General features: G+C 33.3%; 27 protein-coding genes. 11 read left to right on the top strand and 16 right to left on the bottom strand.

What is annotated here, in order from left to right; all coding sequences use genetic code 11:
- Positions 1-16: 16 nt before the first annotated feature.
- Complete coding sequence (locus EIG86_RS05510) at positions 17-604, top strand: RNA polymerase sigma factor (protein WP_127845162.1); 588 nt, start codon at positions 17-19, stop codon at positions 602-604.
- A gap of 55 nt (positions 605-659) precedes the next feature.
- Complete coding sequence (locus EIG86_RS14170) at positions 660-809, top strand: hypothetical protein (protein ID WP_192901709.1); 150 nt, start codon at positions 660-662, stop codon at positions 807-809.
- Between the two features lie 31 nt (positions 810-840).
- Here EIG86_RS14170 and EIG86_RS05505 read toward each other — a convergent pair whose 3' ends face one another.
- Positions 841-1503, bottom strand: coding sequence for an endonuclease III domain-containing protein (locus EIG86_RS05505; RefSeq protein WP_127845161.1), 663 nt, complete (start codon positions 1501-1503; stop codon positions 841-843).
- 30 nt (positions 1504-1533) lie between these two features.
- Here EIG86_RS05505 and bcp point away from each other — a divergent pair, with 30 nt between their 5' ends.
- Both bcp and xerD read left to right on the top strand, forming a co-directional pair.
- Positions 1534-1983: a thioredoxin-dependent thiol peroxidase gene (gene bcp / locus EIG86_RS05500; protein WP_127845160.1), complete on the top strand. Its 450-nt coding sequence runs from the start codon at positions 1534-1536 to the stop codon at positions 1981-1983.
- 59 nt (positions 1984-2042) lie between these two features.
- Positions 2043-2939 (top strand): site-specific tyrosine recombinase XerD, encoded by an 897-nt coding sequence (gene xerD, locus EIG86_RS05495; RefSeq protein ID WP_127845159.1) that lies wholly within the window; start codon positions 2043-2045, stop codon positions 2937-2939.
- Here the strand turns inward: xerD and EIG86_RS05490 are convergent, their stop codons facing one another.
- Both EIG86_RS05490 and EIG86_RS05485 read right to left on the bottom strand, forming a co-directional pair.
- The gene (locus EIG86_RS05490; protein WP_127845158.1) at positions 2940-3545 is read right to left on the bottom strand and encodes a hypothetical protein; all 606 of its coding nucleotides are present in this window, start codon (positions 3543-3545) and stop codon (positions 2940-2942) included.
- A 3-nt stretch (positions 3546-3548) separates the two neighbouring features.
- Positions 3549-4046: an RNA polymerase sigma factor gene (locus EIG86_RS05485; protein WP_127845157.1), complete on the bottom strand. Its 498-nt coding sequence runs from the start codon at positions 4044-4046 to the stop codon at positions 3549-3551.
- Positions 4047-4135: 89 nt separating this feature from the next.
- On the opposite strand from EIG86_RS05485, the gene EIG86_RS05480 reads away from it, so the two are divergent.
- Entirely contained in the window at positions 4136-5428 is a 1293-nt protein-coding gene (locus EIG86_RS05480; protein WP_127845156.1) for an NAD(P)/FAD-dependent oxidoreductase, read from the top strand.
- 82 nt (positions 5429-5510) lie between these two features.
- Here the strand turns inward: EIG86_RS05480 and rho are convergent, their stop codons facing one another.
- Positions 5511-7274 carry a transcription termination factor Rho gene (gene rho / locus EIG86_RS05475; RefSeq protein ID WP_127845155.1) on the bottom strand — a complete coding sequence of 588 codons (1764 nt, stop codon included), beginning with the start codon at positions 7272-7274 and terminating at the stop codon, positions 5511-5513.
- Positions 7275-7458: 184 nt separating this feature from the next.
- Here rho and EIG86_RS05470 point away from each other — a divergent pair, with 184 nt between their 5' ends.
- Positions 7459-7869: a DUF4293 domain-containing protein gene (locus EIG86_RS05470; RefSeq protein WP_127845154.1), complete on the top strand. Its 411-nt coding sequence runs from the start codon at positions 7459-7461 to the stop codon at positions 7867-7869.
- Between the two features lie 62 nt (positions 7870-7931).
- Here EIG86_RS05470 and EIG86_RS05465 read toward each other — a convergent pair whose 3' ends face one another.
- Positions 7932-8441: a metallophosphoesterase family protein gene (locus EIG86_RS05465; RefSeq protein ID WP_127845153.1), complete on the bottom strand. Its 510-nt coding sequence runs from the start codon at positions 8439-8441 to the stop codon at positions 7932-7934.
- Positions 8442-8527: 86 nt separating this feature from the next.
- Here EIG86_RS05465 and truA point away from each other — a divergent pair, with 86 nt between their 5' ends.
- Positions 8528-9280 carry a tRNA pseudouridine(38-40) synthase TruA gene (truA, locus tag EIG86_RS05460; protein WP_127845152.1) on the top strand — a complete coding sequence of 251 codons (753 nt, stop codon included), beginning with the start codon at positions 8528-8530 and terminating at the stop codon, positions 9278-9280.
- Positions 9281-11047: an ABC transporter ATP-binding protein gene (locus EIG86_RS05455; RefSeq protein ID WP_127845151.1), complete on the top strand. Its 1767-nt coding sequence runs from the start codon at positions 9281-9283 to the stop codon at positions 11045-11047.
- A gap of 56 nt (positions 11048-11103) precedes the next feature.
- On the opposite strand, the gene cdaA is transcribed toward EIG86_RS05455, so the two are convergent.
- Together cdaA and folP are read right to left on the bottom strand one after the other, a co-directional pair.
- Entirely contained in the window at positions 11104-11880 is a 777-nt protein-coding gene (gene cdaA, locus EIG86_RS05450; protein WP_127845150.1) for a diadenylate cyclase CdaA, read from the bottom strand.
- A gap of 3 nt (positions 11881-11883) precedes the next feature.
- On the bottom strand, positions 11884-12711 hold the full coding sequence (folP, locus tag EIG86_RS05445) for a dihydropteroate synthase (RefSeq protein WP_127845149.1): 828 nt from the start codon (positions 12709-12711) through the stop codon (positions 11884-11886).
- A 130-nt stretch (positions 12712-12841) separates the two neighbouring features.
- Here folP and EIG86_RS05440 point away from each other — a divergent pair, with 130 nt between their 5' ends.
- A complete protein-coding gene (locus EIG86_RS05440) occupies positions 12842-13075 on the top strand; it encodes a DUF5652 family protein (protein WP_127845148.1) in 234 nt (77 codons plus the stop codon).
- A gap of 1 nt (position 13076) precedes the next feature.
- Here the strand turns inward: EIG86_RS05440 and gldG are convergent, their stop codons facing one another.
- From gldG to EIG86_RS05420, 4 genes are read right to left on the bottom strand one after another with little or no spacing between them, the layout of a single operon-like run.
- The gene (gene gldG / locus EIG86_RS05435; protein WP_127845147.1) at positions 13077-14747 is read right to left on the bottom strand and encodes a gliding motility-associated ABC transporter substrate-binding protein GldG; all 1671 of its coding nucleotides are present in this window, start codon (positions 14745-14747) and stop codon (positions 13077-13079) included.
- Positions 14744-15475 carry a gliding motility-associated ABC transporter permease subunit GldF gene (gene gldF / locus EIG86_RS05430; protein ID WP_127845146.1) on the bottom strand — a complete coding sequence of 244 codons (732 nt, stop codon included), beginning with the start codon at positions 15473-15475 and terminating at the stop codon, positions 14744-14746. Before gldF ends, gldG begins: the two co-directional genes overlap by 4 nt.
- Position 15476: 1 nt before the next feature.
- The gene (locus tag EIG86_RS05425; protein ID WP_127845145.1) at positions 15477-15773 is read right to left on the bottom strand and encodes a putative quinol monooxygenase; all 297 of its coding nucleotides are present in this window, start codon (positions 15771-15773) and stop codon (positions 15477-15479) included.
- A 2-nt stretch (positions 15774-15775) separates the two neighbouring features.
- Positions 15776-16606 carry an SAM hydrolase/SAM-dependent halogenase family protein gene (locus EIG86_RS05420; RefSeq protein ID WP_127845144.1) on the bottom strand — a complete coding sequence of 277 codons (831 nt, stop codon included), beginning with the start codon at positions 16604-16606 and terminating at the stop codon, positions 15776-15778.
- Positions 16607-16701: 95 nt separating this feature from the next.
- On the opposite strand from EIG86_RS05420, the gene EIG86_RS05415 reads away from it, so the two are divergent.
- Together EIG86_RS05415 and EIG86_RS05410 are read left to right on the top strand one after the other, a co-directional pair.
- Positions 16702-17655 (top strand): PhoH family protein, encoded by a 954-nt coding sequence (locus tag EIG86_RS05415; RefSeq protein WP_127845143.1) that lies wholly within the window; start codon positions 16702-16704, stop codon positions 17653-17655.
- A gap of 1 nt (position 17656) precedes the next feature.
- Complete coding sequence (locus EIG86_RS05410; RefSeq protein WP_127845142.1) at positions 17657-18613, top strand: phosphoribosylaminoimidazolesuccinocarboxamide synthase; 957 nt, start codon at positions 17657-17659, stop codon at positions 18611-18613.
- Positions 18614-18618: 5 nt separating this feature from the next.
- Here EIG86_RS05410 and EIG86_RS05405 read toward each other — a convergent pair whose 3' ends face one another.
- From EIG86_RS05405 to EIG86_RS05385, 5 genes are all read right to left on the bottom strand, one after another.
- A complete protein-coding gene (locus tag EIG86_RS05405) occupies positions 18619-19038 on the bottom strand; it encodes a DUF4174 domain-containing protein (protein ID WP_127845141.1) in 420 nt (139 codons plus the stop codon).
- Positions 19035-19583, bottom strand: coding sequence for an RNA polymerase sigma factor (locus tag EIG86_RS05400; protein WP_127845140.1), 549 nt, complete (start codon positions 19581-19583; stop codon positions 19035-19037). The genes EIG86_RS05405 and EIG86_RS05400 overlap by 4 nt, the downstream gene beginning before the upstream one ends.
- A gap of 160 nt (positions 19584-19743) precedes the next feature.
- Positions 19744-19950, bottom strand: a complete 207-nt coding sequence (locus tag EIG86_RS05395) for a membrane or secreted protein (protein ID WP_127845139.1) — start codon at positions 19948-19950, stop codon at positions 19744-19746.
- Positions 19951-20043: 93 nt separating this feature from the next.
- Entirely contained in the window at positions 20044-21048 is a 1005-nt protein-coding gene (murB, locus tag EIG86_RS05390) for a UDP-N-acetylmuramate dehydrogenase (protein ID WP_127845138.1), read from the bottom strand.
- Positions 21049-22242 (bottom strand): pyridoxal phosphate-dependent aminotransferase, encoded by a 1194-nt coding sequence (locus EIG86_RS05385; protein ID WP_127845137.1) that lies wholly within the window; start codon positions 22240-22242, stop codon positions 21049-21051. It abuts the gene before it with no gap.
- Between the last annotated feature and the right edge of the window lie 105 nt (positions 22243-22347).

Genomic DNA, 22347 nt, shown 5'->3' with positions numbered 1-22347 from the left:
TAAATAAGTGAAAAGTATGAATAGGAAAAAAATTTCTTCTGAGGCCACTTTGGTCAAGAGTTACATGGCAGGTGAGGAGCAAGCATTATCAATCCTGATTAATCGTCACGAACAAAAAATTTACAGTTTTATATTCTCTAAAGTTTACGACAAAGATTTAGCTGAAGATATCTTTCAAGATACATTTATCAAAGTTATCAATACTTTGAAGCGTGGAAAATACAATGAAGAAGGTAAATTTTTACCTTGGGTTATGCGTATTGCACATAATTTAGTGATTGATCATTTCAGAAAAAGTAGTCGTATGCCAAAATTTGAAAGCAAAGGTGATTTTGAAATTCTAGATTTTCTTACAGATGGAACTTTAAATGCTGAAAAGCAAATTATAAAGTCACAGATCGAAATGGATTTACACGAGCTAATCAAAGAATTGCCAGAAGATCAACATGACGTTTTGCAAATGCGAATTTTCAAAGAAATGAGTTTCAAAGAAATCGCTTTAAAAACCGATGTCAGTATCAATACTGCTTTAGGTCGCATGCGATACGCATTGATAAATTTGCGCAAAATCATAGAAAAACACCAGGTTGTCCTTACCAATTAACGATTACAATAAAAGTAAATTTTTGACGTTATTACTTTGATTTAAATCTATCAATATGGCAAAAATCTACTTGAATGAATCAACACAAAAATCAGGACAACGAATGAAACCTAAACGGAAAACTATAGATTTCATTCTGAATTACTCAAAAGCTTTGAAGGTGATTTCACATAAAAATTCAACTTTTGAATTTATTCAAAACTGAAAAATCTTAACTTTTAAAACCATAAAAGCCTCTATTTAGGGGCTTTTTTCATATAATATTCATTGATAACGGATTTCCTGCCAATAGTTTTAGTGATAATATCATTGTCTAAATTCCAACCTCTAGCTTGAGAATATTCTCTTCCGTACCAAATGATTTGAAGATGCAATTCATTCCAAAGATATTCAGGAAATAAGCGCTTGGCATCTTTTTCTGTAACTTTTACATTTTTGCCAGTACTTAAACCCCAACGGTACATCAACCGGTGAATATGAGTATCGACAGGGAAAGTTGGAATATCAAAAGCTTGTGCCAAGACCACACTAGCAGTTTTGTGACCAACCGCTGGCAACTCCTCTAAAGCTTCAAAATTTTGTGGCACTTTTCCATTATATTTTTCAATTAAAATTTCAGACAAACCGTGAATTCCTTTAGATTTCATAGGCGACAAACCAACAGGTTTTATAATATTTCTAATTTCATCTACAGAAAGTTTCACCATATCCCACGGATTATCCGCTTTTTCAAATAGAAGTGGGGTAATTTGATTAACTTTAATATCTGTACTCTGTGCAGAAAGCAAAACCGCAATCAGTAAAGTGTAAGGATCTTTGTGGTCTAGTGGAATTGGAATTTCAGGATAAATATCCTTTAACGTATTTATAACGAAATCTACTTTTTCAGATTTTTTCATTTACTTTACTTTTAAACAAAAATAATAATTATGACAACATTAGAAGCAGGCAATCAAGCCCCAAATTTTGAAGCTAAAGATCAGGATGGAAATGTGCACAAATTGGAAGATTACAAAGGCAAAAAACTAGTTGTTTTCTTTTATCCAAAAGCCAGTACACCAGGTTGTACTGCGGAAGCTTGTAATTTGCGTGACAATTGGGAAGCCTTTCAATCCAAAGGTTATGAAATTTTAGGTGTGAGCGCAGATTCTCCAAAACGCCAACAAAATTTTAAAAATAAATATGAATTGCCTTTTCCACTTCTTGCCGATGAAGATAAATCTGTGATTGAAGCTTTTGGTGTTTGGGGACCAAAAAAATTTATGGGTAAAGAATATGAAGGCATTCACCGGACAACTTTTGTAATTGATGAAAACGGCGTGATTGAAGACGTCATCAAAAAAGTAAAAACCAAAGCGCATACCGAGCAAATTTTATAAAATAAATTCAAAAACACTTGATGACAAAATATTGAAATCAAGTGTTTTTTATTCAGCCCATGAATTGGACGCAAGCAATTTCAGATTTCACTTATTTTTTAAAAATTGAACGTGGTTTGGCAGATAATTCTATAGCCAACTACAAAATGGATGTTGAAAAGTTGAAGAATTTTTTAGAAAATCACGAAATAAAAATCACACCTGAAAATATTTCTGAAACTACAGTTCAGGAATTTATTTATTCGATTTCTCAGTTTGTAAACGCCAGGTCACAGGCCAGAATTATTTCAGGATTGAAAAGTTTTTTCAATTATCTTATTTTTGAAGATTACAGGAAAGACAATCCATTAGAACTTATCGATTCTCCTAAAATAGGACGGAAGTTGCCCGATACACTTTCTACTGCTGATATTGATAAACTTATTGAAACTATAGATTTGTCTCATCCCCAAGGTGAACGTAATCGTGCGATCGTCGAAACACTTTATGGTTGTGGTTTGCGTGTGAGTGAACTAATTGAGTTGAGAATTTCTGACTTGTTTTTTGAGGAAGGCTTCATCCGAGTGATTGGTAAAGGCAATAAGGAGCGTGTGGTGCCAGTAAATGATTATACTCAAAAATTTATAAATATCTATAAAAATGAAGTACGCATTCATCGTGATATAAAGCCCGAAGCTGTGGATGTTTTGTTTCTAAATCGTTACGGTCGCCAATTAACTCGTGCCATGATTTTTACAATGATAAAAAGCTTGGCCAAAGAAGCAAATTTGACTAAAAAAATAAGTCCGCATACGTTTCGTCATTCGTTTGCAACACACCTTTTGGAAAACGGAGCTAATTTGCGTGCCATCCAACAAATGTTAGGTCACGAAAGTATTACAACAACAGAAATTTATATGCATTTGGATCGAACACATTTAAGGTCAGTTATGGAAAAATTTCATCCAAGAGCATAATTATAATTCTATTCTTTTCAATTGTTCGTAATTTCTATAAAGTTTTTTAGTTAGAAAACCGTAAAGTAATCTATAAAACAATAAGATAAGACCAACAAATACAGTCATAACTACAATTAATATTACTCCGACAATCAACACTTTTTGCATGTCTTGAAAATCTTGCTCTACTAACATTGCTATTGTTGAAACTAAAAAAGTTATAATAAAAATACTGACATTGAACCAAACATAACATTTTACAGTTTTACGAGTTCTGATAATATTCTTCATCAATGTTTTAATGTCATCATTGATTTTTATTTTTCTATAATTGTTGAAAAATAAAATAATGAATGTGACTATTACTATGTAATTAATAACCATGCTAATTCTCAAAAACAATCCTAAACCCATGCTTTCTACCAAATCCATGTATTCTTGAGAGAAACTAATAATTTCTATGCCTATCCAAAATAAAAACTCGATAACGCTGATTAGGAAAATCCACTTCACAATAGAAGAGGAGCGCTTTTTTAACATGGGATATAGTTCCGATGCAGAGAATTTAGGCAAATTTTCATTTCGTTTTTGCCAGTCTTTTTTTATTAAATCTAATTCATCCATAAATTAAGGATTCAGTATTTTTTTTAGCTTTGTTTTCACCCTGTTCATTTTCACTCTAGCATTGACTTCAGAAATACCGAGGGTTTCGGAAATTTCAGTGTATGATTTGTCTTCCAAGTACAACAAAACCAAAGCTTTATCAATATCATTCAGTTCTTTAATAGCAGCATACATCAACTTCATATTGTCATCCAAAGTAGAATCGTAAGGTTCAGATTTTATTTTGAAATCAACATTTTCCCAATCTTGCGTTTTTATTTTTCTCTTTTGTTTTCTGTAAAGTGTAATCGCAGTATTTAGCGAAACACGATACATCCAAGTGCTAAATTTAGAATCACCTCTAAATTTCGGGTATGCTTTCCAAAGTTGAATTGTAATTTCCTGAAACAAATCTTTGTGGGCTACTTCATCACCGTTGGTGTACATCCTGCAAATTTTATGCACGATGTTTTGGTTTTTCTCCAAAAGCATGACGAATTCTTCCTCCAAAACTTGATTCACTTTACGCTATTTATTAAGTATAAGTAGTAAAATTTTCCTAATGTTACAGCTTTTCGCTTAAAATAAATTATTTTAGAAAAAAAAGCCTAATGAATATTCCAGTGACCGATTTACCAAGGGTCGTCATAATAGGTGGCGGATTTGGTGGTATAAATTTAGCTAAAAAATTACGAAAAAAACAATTTCAGGTAGTATTGCTAGATAAGCGAAATTACCACACTTTTCAGCCTTTACTTTATCAAGTTTCTACTTCAGGACTCGAACCAGATTCTATAGCATATCCGATTAGAAAAATTTTGAATAACAACAAAAAAGCTTATTTCAGAATGGCTGAAGTCCAAGAGATTGATGCTGAACAGCAATCACTGAAAACCGATATAGGTGAATTAACTTATGACTATTTGGTTATTGCAACTGGTTCAAAAACAAATTTTTTTGGAAATAAAAGCGTTGAAGAAAATGCGATTTGGATGAAAACTGTGCCTCAAGCTTTAAATTTGAGAAGTTTGATTCTGGAGAATTTAGAGGAAGCTACTATAACTTCTGATGAAAAAAAACGTAAGGCTTTACTGAATTTTGTGATTGCTGGTGCTGGCCCAACAGGAGTAGAATTGAGCGGAGCTATAGCAGAGTTACGACAAAATGTGGTGCCCAAAGATTATCACGACATTAACCCTAACGAAATTCAAATTCATTTAATTGAAGGTTTAGATGCGGTATTGCCGCCCATGAGCAAAAAATCTTCTCAAAATGCCCAGAAATACTTAGAGAATTTAGGGGTGAAAATTCACTTAAATACGATGGTCGAATCCTACGATGATAACATTGTAAAAACCAATAACGGTGATAATTTTCATGCAGAAACTTTTATTTGGAGCGCTGGTGTCACTGGCGCAGCTATTCAAGGTTTGAAAGATGTTGCACTTATGAAAAAAGCCAACCGATATAATGTGAACGTTTTCAACCAAATTGATGGTTATGACAATATTTTTGCAATTGGTGATATTGCACTAATGCAAAGTGAAGATTTTCCAAAAGGACACCCAATGATGGCTCAACCAGCTATTCAGCAAGGTGAACACTTGGCTAAAAATCTGGTCAAAATGAAAAATAAACAAGAATTATCACCATTTGAATATAATGATAAAGGAACGATGGCAACCATTGGGAGAAACAAAGCTGTTGTTGATTTGGATAAAACCCATTTTGGAGGTGCTTTTGCTTGGTTTATTTGGATGTTCATTCATCTCTGGTTTTTGGTCGGATTCAGAAATAGAATAGTTACATTCTTCAATTGGACCTACAGTTACATCAATTATGATCGTGCCGCAAGGTTGATTGTCCGTCCTTTCAAGGCCAACAAATTAAAATCTCCAGATTGATAATTCAATTTCAATTTTAAACAAAAAAATCCCTCAAAGTTCAAATTTTGAGGGATTTTCTATTGAATTTATTTTAAAGAAATTAGCCATTCATCGACATCAAAAATTCTTCGTTGGATTTGGTGTCTTTTATTCTAGTATTCAAGAATTCAATGGCTTCTATAGGATTCATGTCAGCTAGATACTTTCTCATAATCCACATTTTATTAATATGGTTTTTGTCAAGAAGTAAATCATCGCGACGAGTACTAGAGGACGTCAAATCGATAGCTGGGAATATTCTACGATTTGCAATTTTACGATCGAGTTGTAATTCCATATTTCCAGTACCTTTAAATTCTTCAAAAATTACTTCATCCATTTTTGAACCGGTATCTGTTAGTGCTGTAGCAATGATAGACAATGAACCACCATTTTCTATATTACGTGCTGCACCAAAGAAACGTTTTGGCTTGTGCAATGCATTAGCATCTACACCACCACTCAAAACTTTTCCACTTGCTGGTTGAACTGTGTTGTAAGCTCGAGCTAATCTTGTGATAGAATCTAACAAAATAACTACGTCGTGACCACATTCTACCAATCTTTTGGCTTTTTCAATAACCAAATTGGCGACGCGGACATGTTCATGAGCTTCTTTATCAAAAGTAGAAGCGACAACTTCGCCACGAACATTTCGTTGCATATCGGTAACTTCCTCCGGGCGTTCATCTATAAGTAAAACAATTTGATAAACTTCTGGGTGATTTGCTGCTATGGCGTTGGCAATGTCTTTTAGCAACATTGTTTTTCCAGTTTTTGGCTGAGAAACAATCATGCCTCGCTGTCCTTTTCCAATTGGCGAAAACAAATCTATAATTCTTGTAGAAAGTGTACTTCTTTTTTCAGCAAGTTTAAACTTTTCTTGAGGAAATAATGGGGTCAAGTGTTCAAAGGAAACACGATCTCTCACTATTTTTGGGTCTAAACCATTTATTTTTTTAATTTTAATTAAAGGGAAATATTTTTCACCTTCTTTTGGTGGTCGTACTTCACCTAAAACAGTATCTCCAGTTTTTAAACCGAATAATTTAATTTGAGATTGTGATAAATAAATATCATCTGGTGACGATAAATAATTGTAGTCTGAAGATCTTAAAAATCCGTAACCATCTTGCATCAGATCAAGAACACCTTCACTTTCTATAATTGAGTCAAATTCGTAATCTGGATTTTTGTATTTATTCTTTTGGTCTCGATTTCCGCTTTTGTCGTTGTTATTTTTTTGTTTAGAATCGTTGCTAGGCTTGTTACTCTGTGGCTTATTTTGCCTAGGACTATTGTCCTTTTGTTTGTTTTCCTGAACCTTTTTATTTTGATGGGGCTTAGGTTTTGGCTTAGATTCTGGTTTTTTATTATGAGAATCTTCCTCAGCTTTTTTAGAATCTGGCTTATGTTTAGATTCTTTTTGTGCTTGCTGTTTTTTAGGAGCAGCAGGTTTTTTTTGATCTTGTTTTGCTTGATCAGAATTTTCAAAAGGATTTTTGGCAGGTGGTTTGGGCTCGTTTTTAGAAAGACGCTTTCTCTGCTTTTTTGGAGCTTCAGATTCTTCTTGTGATTTCTTATCGGGTGTTGAATCCTCAGCTGTTGGCTTAGGTTCTTCTTTAGGCTCTTTGCTTTTATTAAAAACCTCGTTTTCTTTAGCTAAGATTTCCTGCATTTTTTTTGGGTTAGCAGCCTGATAATCAAGTATTTGATATATTAAATCGAGCTTCTTTAAACTTCTGAATTTAGGTACTTTTAGTTCTTTAGCTATCTGCTGTAACTCATAAAGCTTTCTAGACTTAAGTTCTATAATTTCTAACATTTATTTATATGAAATTAGATTATGAAATTAATTTTTTTCGAAGGAGTTTCGAATTTTAAAATGATGATAAATAACTATTTAGGAAAATAGTTGTCCGAAGACATTGCAATTATACAACTTTATTTTATTTCAGAATATTATTTCTCAAATATTCTATTATTTTTGTGCAGAAATTAATCAAATTATGATTCAAAGAATTCAAAGCCTATTTTTATTGGTTGTAATTCTGCTCAACGCAGTCTTAATTTTCTATCTGCCGTTGTGGACAACTTCAGATGATGTAGAAATGTATGCGATTTCTCAACCAATTGCCATATCTTTGTTTTTGTTATCAAGTTTGGTTACGCTCATTACAATATTTTTATTTAAAAAGAGAAAATTTCAATTCGTTTTAGGACGATTGAACATCATATTGAACTTTGTTTTAGTAGGCGTTTTCGCATATTGGACACTAAGCCTACCTGGAGAAATGGATATTTCTGAGAAAGGTATTGGGATGCTTCTTCCTATAATTTCTATCGTTTTTATTGCTCTGGCTAACAAAGCCATCAAAAAGGACGAAGATCTTGTAAAATCTGTGGATCGATTGCGTTAAACACTCAAATCTTAGTAATGTTAGTGCATTGAAACCCCGAAGCCATTCGGGGTTTTTTTTGTTTAAGCTTTTTGTCCACGTTTTCCAAGTTTAACAACTTCCAAATCTTTAATTTGGCCGCTATCCAATTTAAACCTTAACATTGTGCGCTCCTGGTGAAACCCGTGTATTCCTGCTGCACCAGGATTCATATGCAACAATCCTAGTGTTTTGTCATGCATGACTTTCAGAATATGAGAATGTCCGGAGATGAATAGTTTTGGGGGATTTTTTTTTATTTCTGAATCGATACGCCTGTCGTACCTTTTTGGATAACCGCCAATATGCGTCATCCAAACATCCACGCCTTCCAGCACAAAACGTTGATCCAACGGAAATTCTGCTCTTATTTTATGACTGTCAATATTTCCATAAACTGCACGAAGTGGTTTGATTTCCTTAAGTTGGTCTGTAACAGAATTATCTCCAATATCGCCAGCATGCCAAATTTCATCTGCTTTTTCACCCCAATGCAATATGCGTTCGTCTATATATGAATGTGTGTCGCTGAGTAATAAAATTGATTTCGACATGGTTTTTTGCTTCACAATATAAGTAAAGTATTAAGATTTTGTCACTGCGCAAAGTCCTATATTTGCAGATTCAAAATTGCGAAATATTGAGGTATTTTATTCAATTGTCTTATTCAGGAACAAATTATCACGGCTGGCAAAAACAGCCAGATGCAATGTCTGTTCAGGAAAAAATAAATTCTGCTTTTTCTACAGCACTACAAACAGAAATAGATGTAGTTGGTGCAGGAAGAACTGATACTGGTGTGCATGCGACTAAATATTTTGCGCATTTCGATATTGAATTTGAGCTTAAAGATTTAGATCAACTTATTTTTAGGCTAAACACAATTTTACCAAAAGATATTGCCATTCAAGACATTTTTGAAGTTCATTCTGAATCTCATGCTAGATTTGATGCCGTTTCTAGGACATATCATTATTTTGTGATTCAACAGAAAGACCCATTTTTGGTTGATAATAGTTATTATATCAAAAATGATCTCGATCTTGAAAAAATGCAAGAAGCTACTAAGCTGTTATTTAATCATAAAAATTTCCAATCTTTTTCCAAAGTTAAAACAGATGTTTATACATTTGACTGTGAAATATATGAAGCATTTTGGACAGATCTTGGTAATAGATTGCAGTTTCAGATTCAGGCCAATCGATTTTTAAGAAATATGGTTAGAGCAATTGTTGGCACTTTAATTCAGGTTGGACTCCACAAAATTTCGGTTGAAGATTTTGATAATATTATTTTGTCACAAGACCGGCGAAATGCTGGCAAATCTGTACCGGCTCATGCTTTGTTTTTGACCGATATTTCGTACCCAAATCATATAATTTCAAATTTGTAAATGAAAAGCAATAATACAGGAAACGCCTTTGATTTTAAGTTGTTCAAACGACTTTTAGCTTATACAAATCCGTACAAAAAGACTTTTTATTTTGTCGCTTTTGCTGCCATTGCTTTGTCAGGATTAGGTGTTTTGCGTCCTTATTTGCTGAAATTGACCATAGACCAGGGTGTGATAGGACAAAGCAGTGAGGATCTTATATTTTTCGTGGTTTTGATGCTCGGTACTCTTATTATGGAAGTATTGGTGCAGTTTAGTTTTATTTTCTACGCCAACTGGTTGGGGCAAGAAGTTATTCGAGATATTCGGGTGAAATTGTTTCGACATATGATGAATTTCAAAAAACAATATTTTGATAATTCGTCTGTTGGAAGATTAGTTACTCGTGCAGTTAGCGATATTGAAACCATAGCCAGTATTTTTAGTCAAGGTTTGTTTATGATTATTAGCGACTTGATGAAAATGCTGGTAGTATTGATTTTTATGTTTTGGCAAAGTTGGCAACTTACACTTTTGGTACTTTTAGTTTTACCTTTCATTATTTACGCGACGCGTGTTTTTCAGAAAAAAATGAAACTTGCTTTTGAAGAAGTGAGAACTCAAGTTTCTAATTTGAATTCTTACGTCCAAGAACATATTACTGGGATGAAAATTGTTCAGATTTTCAATCGTGAAAAAGAGGAGTTTAAAAATTTCAAAAATATTAATGAAAAGCATAAAAAAGCTTGGATAAAAACGGTTTGGTACAATGCTATTTTTTTTCCAATTGCTGAAATGTCAACCTCAATAACAATTGGTCTTATTGTTTGGTTTGGCGGTTTGCGTGTAGTGGAATCTGGTGCTTTGTCGTTGGGTATTATTGTTATGTTTATAGAATTAACCCAAATGTTGTTCAGACCTTTGCGTCAAATTGCAGATAAGTTCAACGCATTACAGATGGGAATGGTCGCTGCCAATCGAGTATTTGGCATTTTGGATACCGATTCTAAAATTGAGAACGAAGGTGAATTTGTGACAGAAAAACTGGAAGGACACATTCAATTTGAAAATGTACGCTTCAACTATATTCCAGATGAAGAAATTCTAAAAGGCATTTCTTTTGAAGTTAAACCTGGTGAAACTGTAGCTATTGTCGGTGCCACAGGCGCTGGTAAAAGTACTGTTATTAATTTATTGAGTCGTTTTTATGATATTAAAAGCGGTAATATTTATATCGACGGACGTGATTTGAAATCTTATGAATTGACCTCTCTTAGGAGTCAAATAGCTGTTGTCCTGCAAGATGTATTTTTATTTGCAGATAGCATTTTGAATAATATTACTTTGAATAAATTGAAAATTTCTGAAGATGAAGTTGTTGAAGCTGCAAAAGAAATAGGAGTTCACAAATTTATTTCAACTTTGCCAAATAACTATCATTATAATGTGAAAGAACGCGGCGCAATGTTGTCTTCTGGGCAGCGACAGCTAATTGCATTTTTGCGTGCCTATGTTTCAAATCCTAGTATTTTGGTTTTGGATGAAGCCACATCTTCAGTAGATAGTTATAGCGAACAGCTTATCCAAGAAGCTACTGAAAAGCTAACCAAAGGGAGAACTTCCATCGTCATTGCCCATCGTTTGGCTACAATTAAAAATGCCGATAAAATCATAGTAATGGATCAAGGTGAGATTAAGGAAACTGGAACGCATAGCGAGTTGCTTGATTTTGATGGTTATTATCGAAATCTTTATGAAGCTCAATTTCAACAGGAAAAAGTTCAATAATAAGTGAGTTTCAATTTGAATTTCCTAATTTATTAAAACCAATTTGCGGCTTTTTCTTAACTCAAATCGTTTTTGATTTGTTCGGCGAGATTGTCCACATTATCAAAAATATTGAATTCACCATTTTTTAAATATGAAATTTGCCCCGTTTCTTCACTAACAACCAAAGCCACAGCATCGGTTTTTTCAGAAATTCCTACTGCGGCACGATGCCTAAGGCCAAATCTAAGTGGAATATCACGATCGTTAGAAACTGGTAAAATTACTCGAGTTGCTGTTATTCGACCGTCTTCAATCACAATAGCTCCGTCATGAAGTGTTGAATTTTTATAAAAAATGGATTCTATAATTGGCCGATTGACTTTTATGTCCATATCATCGCCAGTATTTTTTACAAAATCTAATTTCGTATTTCGTTTGATAACAATTAATGCTCCAGTATTGGTTGTTCCAAGTTTTCTACAAGCTTCAACGATGGTGTCGACATAATTTAAAGTTTTGTTTTCTCGATTCGATAAATTAAATTGTCTAATAAAATTATTTCTTCCAGTGATATTTGTTGAGCCAATCATCAACAAAAATTTTCTGATTTCTTGTTGAAATACTACAATTAAAGCAAACATTCCAACGCCGATAAATTCACCTAAAACGCTGCTCAACATCTCCATTTGAAGGAGTTGAGTCAACTTCCAGATCAGATAAATAATGACAATACCAATAAAAATATTGATGGCCGCAGAACCTTTTACAAGTTTATAAACATAATATAAAAGGACAGCCACCAAGACGATGTCCAAAATATCTAAAATTCTTACGTCCAAAAAGTCTAACATTGTTTAGTTGTGTTTCATTTCGTTGAACAATGTTACGCATTGTTTAGCTTCTAGTACATCATGAACTCTTAAAATGTTAGCACCATTCATAAGAGCTGCCATATTGAGTGCTGTGGTTCCATTCAAAGCATCTTTTGCTGTAATATCTAAACTTTTGTAAATCATTGATTTTCTTGATAAACCTATTAAAATCGGCAAATCTGTATTTTTAAATATAGAAAGATGATTTAGAATTTGAAAATTTTGGTTTGCAGTTTTAGCAAAACCTAATCCTGGATCCAGTATCAAATCATTGATTCCAAGCTTTCTGGCTTCGTTGATTTTCTCAGAAAAATAAAACAAAATATCTTGTTCCAAATTCTCATAATTTGTAAAAGTATTCATGTTTTGTGGTGTTCCTCTCATGTGCATCATAATATAAGGAACTTGAAATTCGGCGATGGTTTTCATCATTTCTGAATCCAAATTTCCCGCAGAAATATCGTTGATAATTTGTGCACCAATATCAATACTTTCAGCAGCGACAGAAGCCCGAAATGTATCAATTGAAATAATGATTTCAGGAAATTCTTTTCTAATCAATGTCAAAACTGGGAGCAATCTTTGCTTTTCTTCTTCAACAGAAACTTCAACCGCATTTGGCTTGGAACTGTAGGCGCCAATATCCAAAATATCCATGCCATTTTGAATATTTTTTTCAATTAGATTTAAAATTTTAGAATTTTCCTTGAACTTTCCACCATCATAAAATGAATCTGGTGTCAGGTTCAAAATTGCCATTATTTTTGGGGTATTTAAGTCAAGCAGTTGTCCACCACAATTAATTGTCATCTTGTAATTTTATAAACAAATTTATGAATTTTATGTCTAAATGATTATGAACATATTTTGAATTTAGATTAAAATATGGCAATATTCAAAAATTTATTTTAAAATTGTATCTCACTAAAACCCTTTCATTATGAATAAAGATGAATTCAATATCAGTTCTTTTATTGAAGAATACACTTGGCTTTTTGGAATTCTATTATTTTTAGTACTTGTAGATGCTGTTCTGAAAATTATCACACTTTGGAAATCTGCAAGACGAAAGCAATTGGTTTGGTTTATTTTTCTGGCTTTGGTCAATTCTTTGGGAATTTTACCAATTATTTATTTGATAATTAATCGAAATAAAGAAGAATTCAAACGCTAACTTAATTAATTTGGTAGCGTTTCCTTTTCAAATAATTGAGCAAAACGCCAATTCCAATAAGCATTAAGACACTTACACCTAAATTTATAATTTGCCATCTCAGAGCCTGAGCTTGAATTTTATTGGCATCCAATTTATTAAGACTAATCGATTTATTTCTGACTTCAACCAAACCTTGATCACCCAATAAATAATTTACAGTATTCAGTAGAAATGTTTTGTTGCCGTAAGTTAAACCTGTATAGCGATCGAAACCCAACTCTAATGCTTTTCCAGATTGAATTTGATTTTTAATAACATCTCCGTCTGCAACGACAACTTGTTGCGTTGGTTCACTTTTGTCCAGATGATTTTCAATTTCAAATGGTTTCACTTTATTTTTATAAGCCGATTCAAATTTGCCCTCAAGCAATACAGCTAAATTATATTTTCCTTCAGTGTACAATCTCGGATCAGGTTGTTGTGAAATGATATCTAAATTTATTATTCTAGGTGTGCCAACTTTTCTTGACAGTTCTGAACTTTCAAGCAAAACAGTTTTATCAATTTCACTTTTTAAAGTATCAATTTGGTTAGCAAAATCGAATTTTACTTGTTTGATGTTTTCAGTAATTGGATGGTCAGCACTCACACCAAGTGGTTCATAAAACCAAGGGAAACGCTTTAGTTGTGTGTTATTACCTCGACCAGAAGCTAAAACTATTGGTGCGGAGTACAAATCGTTTATTAAAACGGGGTTGATTCTAAATCCGTATTTAAAGAAAAAACCATGCAAATTTAAGTCATTAGGAATAGCAAAAGTTTGTTGAGACTGGTTATACAAGCTGTCTTTTTCTGCTATGGTATGTTCTATGAGCCACAAAGATTTTCCACCGTTCATCAGGTATTGGTCCAGTGCATATTTTTTGTTTTCCGAAAATTCTTGTCTCGGTTTTGCATCTATAATCAGATCGTAAGTCTTTAAAACGTCTAGTGTTTTTTGCGGTGATACTTCAACTGAATCTAATGTAAATGGTGCAATGAGGTAATAATCTTTTATGGTTTGCAGAAAGTCTGAAATATATCGATCGTCTAATTCACCTTGACCTTTAATGATGGCGATTTTCTTGTTTCGTTCGCGTGTCAATTTTGTGAAAGCGTCTGCAAACGCATATTCTAAATTCTGAATCGATTTTTTAATTGTTTCTTCATTATTCTGATCCAAAGTCTTCTGAAGTAGCGGTATTTTAGATGTTTTATTTCCATATTTTGCTGTCGCCCACGGAAAAATCAGTGTTTCTGTAGTTCTGCCTTTTTCCCTAATATTCAAATTTTCTGGCGGCATGCCGTTTTCGTAAAATCTTGTTCCTACTTCAATAGCAGTCTCATTTTTACCAACGGGATCTACAAATTCAAATTTTATATTGCTGTTATACGCTGAAAATTCTTCAAGAATGTATCGCGTTTCTCTTTGAAGACGACTGAATCCTGACGGCAAATCTCCTTTCAGGAAAACCTGAATAACTACAGGTTTTTTTATTTTTGAAGTGATTTCAAGTGAAGTTTCTGAAAGCGTATATCTTTGATCTTCAGTGAAATCGAATCGCTTAAAAATAGAACTCGCTCCAAAATTGATTAAACACAAAATCAGAATTAAACCCAAGAGATATTTAAAATTGAACCTTGATTTCATTTCAGAAAATTTTGAAGTTGAAGTTTAGCCAATCCTAAAAAAAATATGCTTATCGATAAAAAATAAATAATATCTCGTGTATCCAAAACTCCGCGAGTCATACTATTGTAATGAAAACTCAAACTTAAATATTCTAAAGCATAAATTTCTGAACCAAAAAGCTGAACATCGCTGATGCCTTCGAATGCATAAAACATCAGTAAGCACAAAAATGCTGCGGAAATAAAAGCGATAAGTTGATTGTCCGTAATACAAGACGCGAAAATTCCTATACTTGTGAAACTTGCCATCAATAAAACCAAACCAAAATAAGAACTCAAAATTGCGCCCAATTCTATTGTTGAGTTTTCTGCAGTTAAGTTTGAAATTGTAAAAATATAAAGAAGTGTAGGTATTAAGGCAAAAATACCTAATACCAATGCGCCAAAGAATTTACCGAAAATGAGTTGGTTGAGCGAAATTGGTTTTGTCAAAATCAACTCCAGTGTGCCTTGTTTTCTTTCTTCAGAAAAACTACGCATACAAATCGCCGGAATCAGGAATATAAAAATCCAAGGTGAAATTTCAAAAAAAGGAATCAGGTTTGCAAAACCTCTATCGAAGACATTAAAATTTCCAGGAAACACCCAAATGAAAAGTCCAGTCATGATTATGAAAATGCTAATCACAACATAGCCAATGGCTGTGGAAAAAAAACTGTTGACTTCTTTGGCGAAAATGGCAAACATACTAATGCAATTGTATTTTTTTGTCAAGGCTCCAAGCTTCAGCTTTTTCAGAAAATCCAGCTTTAGTAGCTTTCCAGACTTTTTTGAATAAGTCAGAATGTCGGTAATTTTCTAAATCTGATTCATTTTGCCAGTAACTGTAAGTGAAAAAAATATTTGGTTGATTTTTATCTTGATAAAGTTCCAAAAATTCACAACCTTCAAAACCTCTGATTTTTGATTTGTTCTCATCAAAAATTGCTTCAAAAGTGTTGATAAAATCTTGCTCAAAAGTCATTTTTACAATGCGTACAAACATATCTATAGAAAATTAACGGTAATTGTGTCCATATATTTTAAACCAAACAAAGTTGAAGCTGAGCCAACACTCATAGGATTGCTTTTATAAATCGCCAGTTCCAAATATTTTGAGGCATTGAACAATGCGAGTTTTTTACCTTCCATTTCTCGATTTTCCTTCGGAATGTCAAAATTAATCGCTTCAGAATAGCTGTCAAAAATTTTGCTGAATTTTGTTGACCTTGCTTTAATTGTAAAATCTCGACCTTTTCTTAAATATTGAAAATCCCTTTTGTTGATATTTGAAACCACATTCCCAAAATTATCAATATAAATCACATGACCAATAATTTGGTCTTTGTTTTGATTCACAATTGGCTGAATATTTTTCAACTGATATATTTCATCGATATTTCTACCAATGACTTCCAGAGCGCCTCCTCGGGAAATATGCGCAGCCACATTGACGAAAACATCCAAAACCGTAAAATTTGTTTCGATAGAATTGTGAATATTAATTTCAACAATTTTGTCAGGTTTTATTTCTGAAGCAATGAGCGATAAAATTCCATTGTTGGCACAAATGAAATAATGTCCATCCAGATAAATCGCTAAATGTTTATTTTCTGGTGTCAATTCAGAATCAATACCGATGATATGAATGCTGTTTTTTGGAAAATTATGATACGCATTCTTGATGATATAAGCCGCTTCGGTATAATTGAAGGGTGAAATATCATGAGAAACATCTACAATATTCACCTGATCCAGCTCACTATAAATAGCACCTTTTACGGCTGCCACCGAATGATCTTTAGTTCCGAAATCTGTAGTTAATGTGATTATTGGCATTTAATGCATACTTAATATATTCAAACTAAATTTCGTCAAAAAAATGCGTAAATTTGTTTTGCGAATGTATTATTTTTAACCAAAATTTTCAGCCTTTGAATGAACTTATTTTAGAACTATCAGAAATCAATCCAAGAGAGTTTTTTGGACACCACAACATCAATATTGAATTGATAAAAAAGTATTTTCCACAGCTAAAACTTGTTGCTAGAGGCAACAAAATTAAAGTTTACGGTGATGAGGAACAGCTAGAAGAATTTGATGAACGCTTTTCCATGCTGATGGATCATTTCAATAAGTTCAACAAATTAGACGAAAATTCTATAGAACGCATATTGACCAGCCAATCTAAAGCAGATTACGATTCGCCAATTTCTTCTGGAGAAGTTCTAGTTCATGGGGTTGGGGGCGGATTGATCAAAGCACAAACACCAAATCAACGTAAGTTGGTAGACTTGATGAACACCAACGATATGGTTTTTGCCATCGGTCCGGCAGGAACAGGAAAAACCTACACTGGCGTTGCTTTGGCTGTACAAGCATTGAAAAATAAACAAGTCCGAAGAATTATTCTGACGCGTCCAGCTGTAGAAGCTGGTGAAAATTTAGGTTTTTTACCTGGTGATTTACGAGAAAAACTAGATCCATACATGCAACCGCTTTATGATGCGTTGCGAGACATGATTCCGCCAGAAAGGCTAGAAAGTTATATTGAAAAAGGTACAATTCAAATCGCACCAATGGCTTTTATGCGTGGTCGAACTTTGGACAATGCTTTTGTGATTTTAGATGAAGCTCAAAATACAACGCATCCACAAATGAAAATGTTTTTGACCCGAATGGGAAAAAATGCCAAATTTATGATCACTGGAGATCCTGGTCAGATAGATTTGCCAAAACGCGCTATTTCTGGTCTTAAGGAAGCTTTACTTATTCTGAAAGACGTGAAAGGCATCGGCATGATTTATTTAGACGACAAAGATGTTATTCGACACAGACTTGTCAAAAAAGTTATTTCTGCATATAAATCTATTGAAAACCAAGATTAAAATGAGTTCAAATCACTCAACTTTACTGGAAACCAATTTTCAATTTCCTCAACAAACCGATTTTTATAAAGGCAAAGTCAGAGAAGTTTATAGTTTAGAGAACGACAAACTTGTTATCGTTGCCACCGATAGACTCAGCGCTTTTGACGTGGTTTTGCCACAGGGCATTCCATATAAAGGTCAAATTCTAAATGAAATTTCTGCAGAAATGCTGAAAGCTACGGAGGATTTGGTGCCAAATTGGCTTCAAGCCACGCCTGATCCAAACGTAAGTGTTGGCGTAAAATGCGAAGCTTTTAAAGTTGAAATGGTAGTTAGAGCTTATCTTGTTGGCCATGCTGCTAGAGAATATAACGCAGGAAAACGAGAACTTTGTGGTGTGAAGTTACCAGAAGGTTTATCGGTTAATGAAAAATTTGAAAAGCCAATTATTACGCCAACTACCAAAGCAGAGCAAGGCGATCACGATCAGGATATTTCAAAATCTGAAATTTTATCTCAAAATATTGTTTCTGAAGAAGATTACGCTGTTTTGGAAGATTATGCGTTGAAATTGTTTTCGAGAGGCACAGAATTAGCTAAAGAACGCGGTTTACTTTTGGTTGATACGAAATATGAATTTGGTAAAACCCCAGAAGGAAAAATCGTTGTTATTGATGAAATTCATACACCAGATTCTTCCAGATATTTTTATGCAGATGGATTTGAAGAACGACAGGCTAGGGGAGAAGAGCAACGCCAATTGTCTAAAGAATTTGTGCGAGAATGGTTGATGTCCAAAGGTTTTCAAGGGAAAGAAGGACAAGAAATTCCACATTTGTCAGACGAAGTTGTGCAATCTATAAGCGAAAGATACATTGAACTTTACGAAAAAATTACTGGGAAGAAATTTAAAAAAGCAGATTTGAATAATATTGAATCTAGAATTGAAAACAATATTTTAAGACATTTAGATTAATTTTATTAATCCTTTTTGTTTTCACGTCTTAATTCAGCTCGTCTCATTGGCATTTGGTCAATCTGATTATAGATAATTTCTGGTTTGACTATTTTGAAAAATTTAGATTTTTCACCACCGTCTAATCCAAATAAACGAACGCTGAAATTTTCATCTTCAAAATTATGATTAGATATGAATTCGTTGATGAATTTCTCAGATTCAGAATCCGTATTGAACACATTTTTCAGTTCGTTATTATGAAATGTGAAGATGGCTAGTTTTCTGTCTTTCAATTTAAGTTTTTCCTGGAGAAATTTTTCAACTTGTTGATTCATTTTTTCTTCATGCTCGTTATCGGCATGAATTAAAATAATCCGATGATCGTTAAAATCTTGATTTGTATACACCAAGGTTAATAATATTGTACATAAAGTTATTTTCATTTTGAAACTGATTTTTTACGGATAATTTCAGCTAAAAGTTTTTTAGCACGCAACAATTTCACTTTGATATTTGTGATGGGTTGATCGAGTTTTTCTGCTATTTCCCGGTAACTCATTTCATTGAAAAAACGCAATTCTATAACCTCTCTGTAATGTGGTTGTAATTCTTTGATTTGACTTAATAAATTAGATAAGTTCTGTTCCTTAATGATTCTGTCCTCAACTGTAGGTTCCAAATCTGCAATTTGGTTGGCGCGTTTCGAATCTATTTCAGAAGTTTTGATGCTATTTTTTCGAGTAATATCTGTATGGATATTTTTTGAAATGGTAATGAGCCAAGTCTTGAAACGATAGTTGGAATCGTATGTGTTTATCTTATCGAAAGCACGAGAAAAGGTTTGTACTGTGACTTCTTCAGCTTGGTATTCGTCTTTTGTTCTATTCAGTTGAAACCTAAAAACATCTTCCCAGAATTTATCCAATAAGTTTTTGAAAGCTTTCTGATTTCCTTCTTTCGCTTTTTGGATTTCTTCTGAAATTAACATTGATTTTTTCAGTTTTGAAGATCTAAATTTTAATAAAATTAAAGTTACACAATTTAAATTCTATCGGAAGATTTAAAGCTAAAATTTAGTATTTGAATTATAGAACTAAATGGAATTAGCAAAATGTGTTCGAATATTGTTGAAAAGCAAAATAGTAAAACTATTTTTTTTCTGCAGCGCCGTCACAATCAGTTTGTTCTTCAGGCATTTTACCGCAAAAGCTACAAGCTTCACCTTCTTTGTTAAGAAATGGACTTTGACTGGCACAAGTTCCAGCAAATTTACCATCTTTCTTACCCCAGATTTTGATTGCAATTCCTGCAACTGCTAGCCCTAATAAAGCTATGGTTATCAATAAAATTTTCATATTGCAAATTTAATTAATTTAAATAAAATCAAGATTGAAATTACAGATAAAAGTTATTATTTAACCAAATTTTGAATTCGATTTCACGCTATGTTAAAAAATATTAACTTCATTCTCAAGCATTATACCGAATTTCTGCTGTACTTTTTCTTGAACTAAATTTGCTAAATTCAGAATATTTTGACCACTGGCGGATCCATAATTGACCAATACAAGTGCTTGTTTTTCATGAACACCCGCATCGCCTTCTCGGAAACCCTTAAGCCCAGTAGTTTCAATGAGCCATCCAGCTGGTATTTTAATCTCATCGTTGTTGATTTCGTAAAAAGGCATGTCTGGAAAATCCTTTTGAATTTCTTCAAATTTTTCGCGCTGGACAATCGGATTTTTAAAGAAACTTCCACTATTTCCAAGTGTTTTCGGATTTGGTAATTTAGACTCTCGAATGGCTATAACCGCATCAGAAATCGATTTTAAATTTGGCTTTTTCTTAGCGAATTCTTGCTTCAGAGCACCATAATCTAGTTTGAAATTATGTTTCTTTTTAGTGAGTTTAAAAACAACTTTAGAAATCACGAATTGGTCTTTTAACTTATTTTTAAACACAGAATTGCGATAACCAAATTCACAATCTTCAAGGTTAAATCTTTTTTTGGTGAGTGTTTGTCGATTGATAGCTTCACAATATTCAAAAGTATCTTTCAGTTCAACGCCGTAAGCGCCGATATTTTGAACTGGAGCAGTTCCAACATTTCCAGGAATCAAAGATAAATTTTCGATGCCACCAAAATTATTATTGACACAATAAGTAACAAATTCATGCCAATTTTCGCCAGCATTGGCGGCGACCAAAACATGATTTTTGTGATTTTCTAAAATTTCGATGCCTTTCAGGTTGACATGCAAAACTGTATCTTCAACATCTTGTGTTAATAACATATTACTACCGCCGCCGATAATAAATAATTCTGAAGCATAAAAACGTTTCAAAATTTCAAACAATTCATCTTCGCTGGACACGGAGATGAATTGTTTGGCTTTCACATCAACGCCAAAAGTGTTGTAAGCTTTTAATGAAATGTTTTTATCAACTTTCATTTATAATTTCTGATAAGTTTCAAGTGCCATTTTTAGTATTGAAACCGCTTTCAGTAATCTTTGTTTTTCCAAAACATAAGCAATTCTAATTTGGTTCATGCCTGTGTTTGGTGTAGAATAAAATCCAGCTGCTGGAGCGACCATAACAGTTTCGCCATTCATTTCGTATTCAGAAAGCATCCATTTTGCAAAGTCTTCTGTATCTGCTACTGGCAATTCTGCAATACAATAAAAAGCGCCTTTCGGTTTAGCAACTTTTACACCATCTATGCTTTCTAAAGCTTCGATCAAGGTATTTCTTCGTTCTGTATATTCTTGGTTGACTTCTTCAAAATAAGCATCTTTTGTATCTAAAGCCGCTTCACTGGCAATTTGTGCAAAAGTTGGTGGACTTAGTCTGGCTTGAGCAAATTTTAAAGCTGTAACCATGACATCCCTATTTTTGGATACCATGCAACCAATTCTAGCGCCACACATACTGTATCTTTTTGAAACTGAATCTACCATTATAGCATGATTTTTCAATTCTGGCAAACTCATTATAGAATGATGCTGAACACCGTCGTAAACAAATTCACGATAAACTTCATCTGCAACAATAAAAATGTCGTGTTTCAAAGCTAAATCAGCTAATTGTTGAATCTCATCTTTTGTATATAAATATCCAGTAGGATTTCCAGGATTACAAAGTATAATTGCGCGAGTTCTATCTGTGATTTGTTTTTCAAATTCGCTGATTGGTGGCAGAGCAAAATTGTTTTCAATAGTAGATTCTACTGGCTTTACCGTAACGCCAGAAGCAACAGCAAATCCGTTGTAGTTGGCATAAAAAGGCTCTGGAATAATCACTTCATCACCTGGGTCTGTAATTGTACCCATTGTGAAAAGCAAAGCTTCTGAACCGCCGGTGGTAACAATTAAATCTTCAGATTGAATATCGATGCCGTTTTTCTGGTAATATTTAGCAAGTTTTTGCTTATAACTTTCAAAACCTGAAGACGGACTGTAAGATAAAATGTCAAGGTCATTGTTTTTAACTGCCTCCAATGCAATTTTTGGCGTCGGAATATCCGGTTGACCTATGTTTAAAAAATAAATTTTCTTACCATCTTCTATAGCTTTTTCAGCAAAAGGAGCAAGTTTTCTAATCGGTGACTCGGGCATATCCAAGCCTTTCAGCGAAATTTTAGGCATTGTAATGTTTTTATGCAAATGTGAGAATTTTAATTCCTATTTGCAAGGTTTAAAACCTTAAACGATTCTTTTTGACCTATTAAAAATTCAATTTTTGCAAATTTA

The sequence above is a fragment of the Psychroflexus aestuariivivens genome (assembly GCF_004010055.1).
Classification (GTDB): Bacteria; Bacteroidota; Bacteroidia; order Flavobacteriales; family Flavobacteriaceae; genus Psychroflexus; species Psychroflexus aestuariivivens.
The sequence above is the reverse complement of the archived record's forward strand: the minus strand, read 5'-3'. Positions and strand labels throughout refer to the sequence as shown.

Coding starts and splice junctions, on each gene's coding strand:
- EIG86_RS05510 (WP_127845162.1), top strand. CDS start 17: ATGAATAGGAAAAAAATTTCTTCTGAGGCCACTTTGGTCAAGAGTTAC.
- EIG86_RS14170 (WP_192901709.1), top strand. CDS start 660: ATGGCAAAAATCTACTTGAATGAATCAACACAAAAATCAGGACAACGA.
- EIG86_RS05505 (WP_127845161.1), bottom strand. CDS start 1,503: ATGAAAAAATCTGAAAAAGTAGATTTCGTTATAAATACGTTAAAGGAT.
- bcp (WP_127845160.1), top strand. CDS start 1,534: ATGACAACATTAGAAGCAGGCAATCAAGCCCCAAATTTTGAAGCTAAA.
- xerD (WP_127845159.1), top strand. CDS start 2,043: ATGAATTGGACGCAAGCAATTTCAGATTTCACTTATTTTTTAAAAATT.
- EIG86_RS05490 (WP_127845158.1), bottom strand. CDS start 3,545: ATGGATGAATTAGATTTAATAAAAAAAGACTGGCAAAAACGAAATGAA.
- EIG86_RS05480 (WP_127845156.1), top strand. CDS start 4,136: ATGAATATTCCAGTGACCGATTTACCAAGGGTCGTCATAATAGGTGGC.
- rho (WP_127845155.1), bottom strand. CDS start 7,274: ATGTTAGAAATTATAGAACTTAAGTCTAGAAAGCTTTATGAGTTACAG.
- EIG86_RS05470 (WP_127845154.1), top strand. CDS start 7,459: ATGATTCAAAGAATTCAAAGCCTATTTTTATTGGTTGTAATTCTGCTC.
- EIG86_RS05465 (WP_127845153.1), bottom strand. CDS start 8,441: ATGTCGAAATCAATTTTATTACTCAGCGACACACATTCATATATAGAC.
- EIG86_RS05455 (WP_127845151.1), top strand. CDS start 9,281: ATGAAAAGCAATAATACAGGAAACGCCTTTGATTTTAAGTTGTTCAAA.
- cdaA (WP_127845150.1), bottom strand. CDS start 11,880: ATGTTAGACTTTTTGGACGTAAGAATTTTAGATATTTTGGACATCGTC.
- folP (WP_127845149.1), bottom strand. CDS start 12,711: ATGACAATTAATTGTGGTGGACAACTGCTTGACTTAAATACCCCAAAA.
- EIG86_RS05440 (WP_127845148.1), top strand. CDS start 12,842: ATGAATAAAGATGAATTCAATATCAGTTCTTTTATTGAAGAATACACT.
- gldG (WP_127845147.1), bottom strand. CDS start 14,747: ATGAAATCAAGGTTCAATTTTAAATATCTCTTGGGTTTAATTCTGATT.
- gldF (WP_127845146.1), bottom strand. CDS start 15,475: ATGTTTGCCATTTTCGCCAAAGAAGTCAACAGTTTTTTTTCCACAGCC.
- EIG86_RS05425 (WP_127845145.1), bottom strand. CDS start 15,773: ATGTTTGTACGCATTGTAAAAATGACTTTTGAGCAAGATTTTATCAAC.
- EIG86_RS05420 (WP_127845144.1), bottom strand. CDS start 16,606: ATGCCAATAATCACATTAACTACAGATTTCGGAACTAAAGATCATTCG.
- EIG86_RS05410 (WP_127845142.1), top strand. CDS start 17,657: ATGAGTTCAAATCACTCAACTTTACTGGAAACCAATTTTCAATTTCCT.
- EIG86_RS05405 (WP_127845141.1), bottom strand. CDS start 19,038: ATGAAAATAACTTTATGTACAATATTATTAACCTTGGTGTATACAAAT.
- EIG86_RS05400 (WP_127845140.1), bottom strand. CDS start 19,583: ATGTTAATTTCAGAAGAAATCCAAAAAGCGAAAGAAGGAAATCAGAAA.
- EIG86_RS05395 (WP_127845139.1), bottom strand. CDS start 19,950: ATGAAAATTTTATTGATAACCATAGCTTTATTAGGGCTAGCAGTTGCA.
- murB (WP_127845138.1), bottom strand. CDS start 21,048: ATGAAAGTTGATAAAAACATTTCATTAAAAGCTTACAACACTTTTGGC.
- EIG86_RS05385 (WP_127845137.1), bottom strand. CDS start 22,242: ATGCCTAAAATTTCGCTGAAAGGCTTGGATATGCCCGAGTCACCGATT.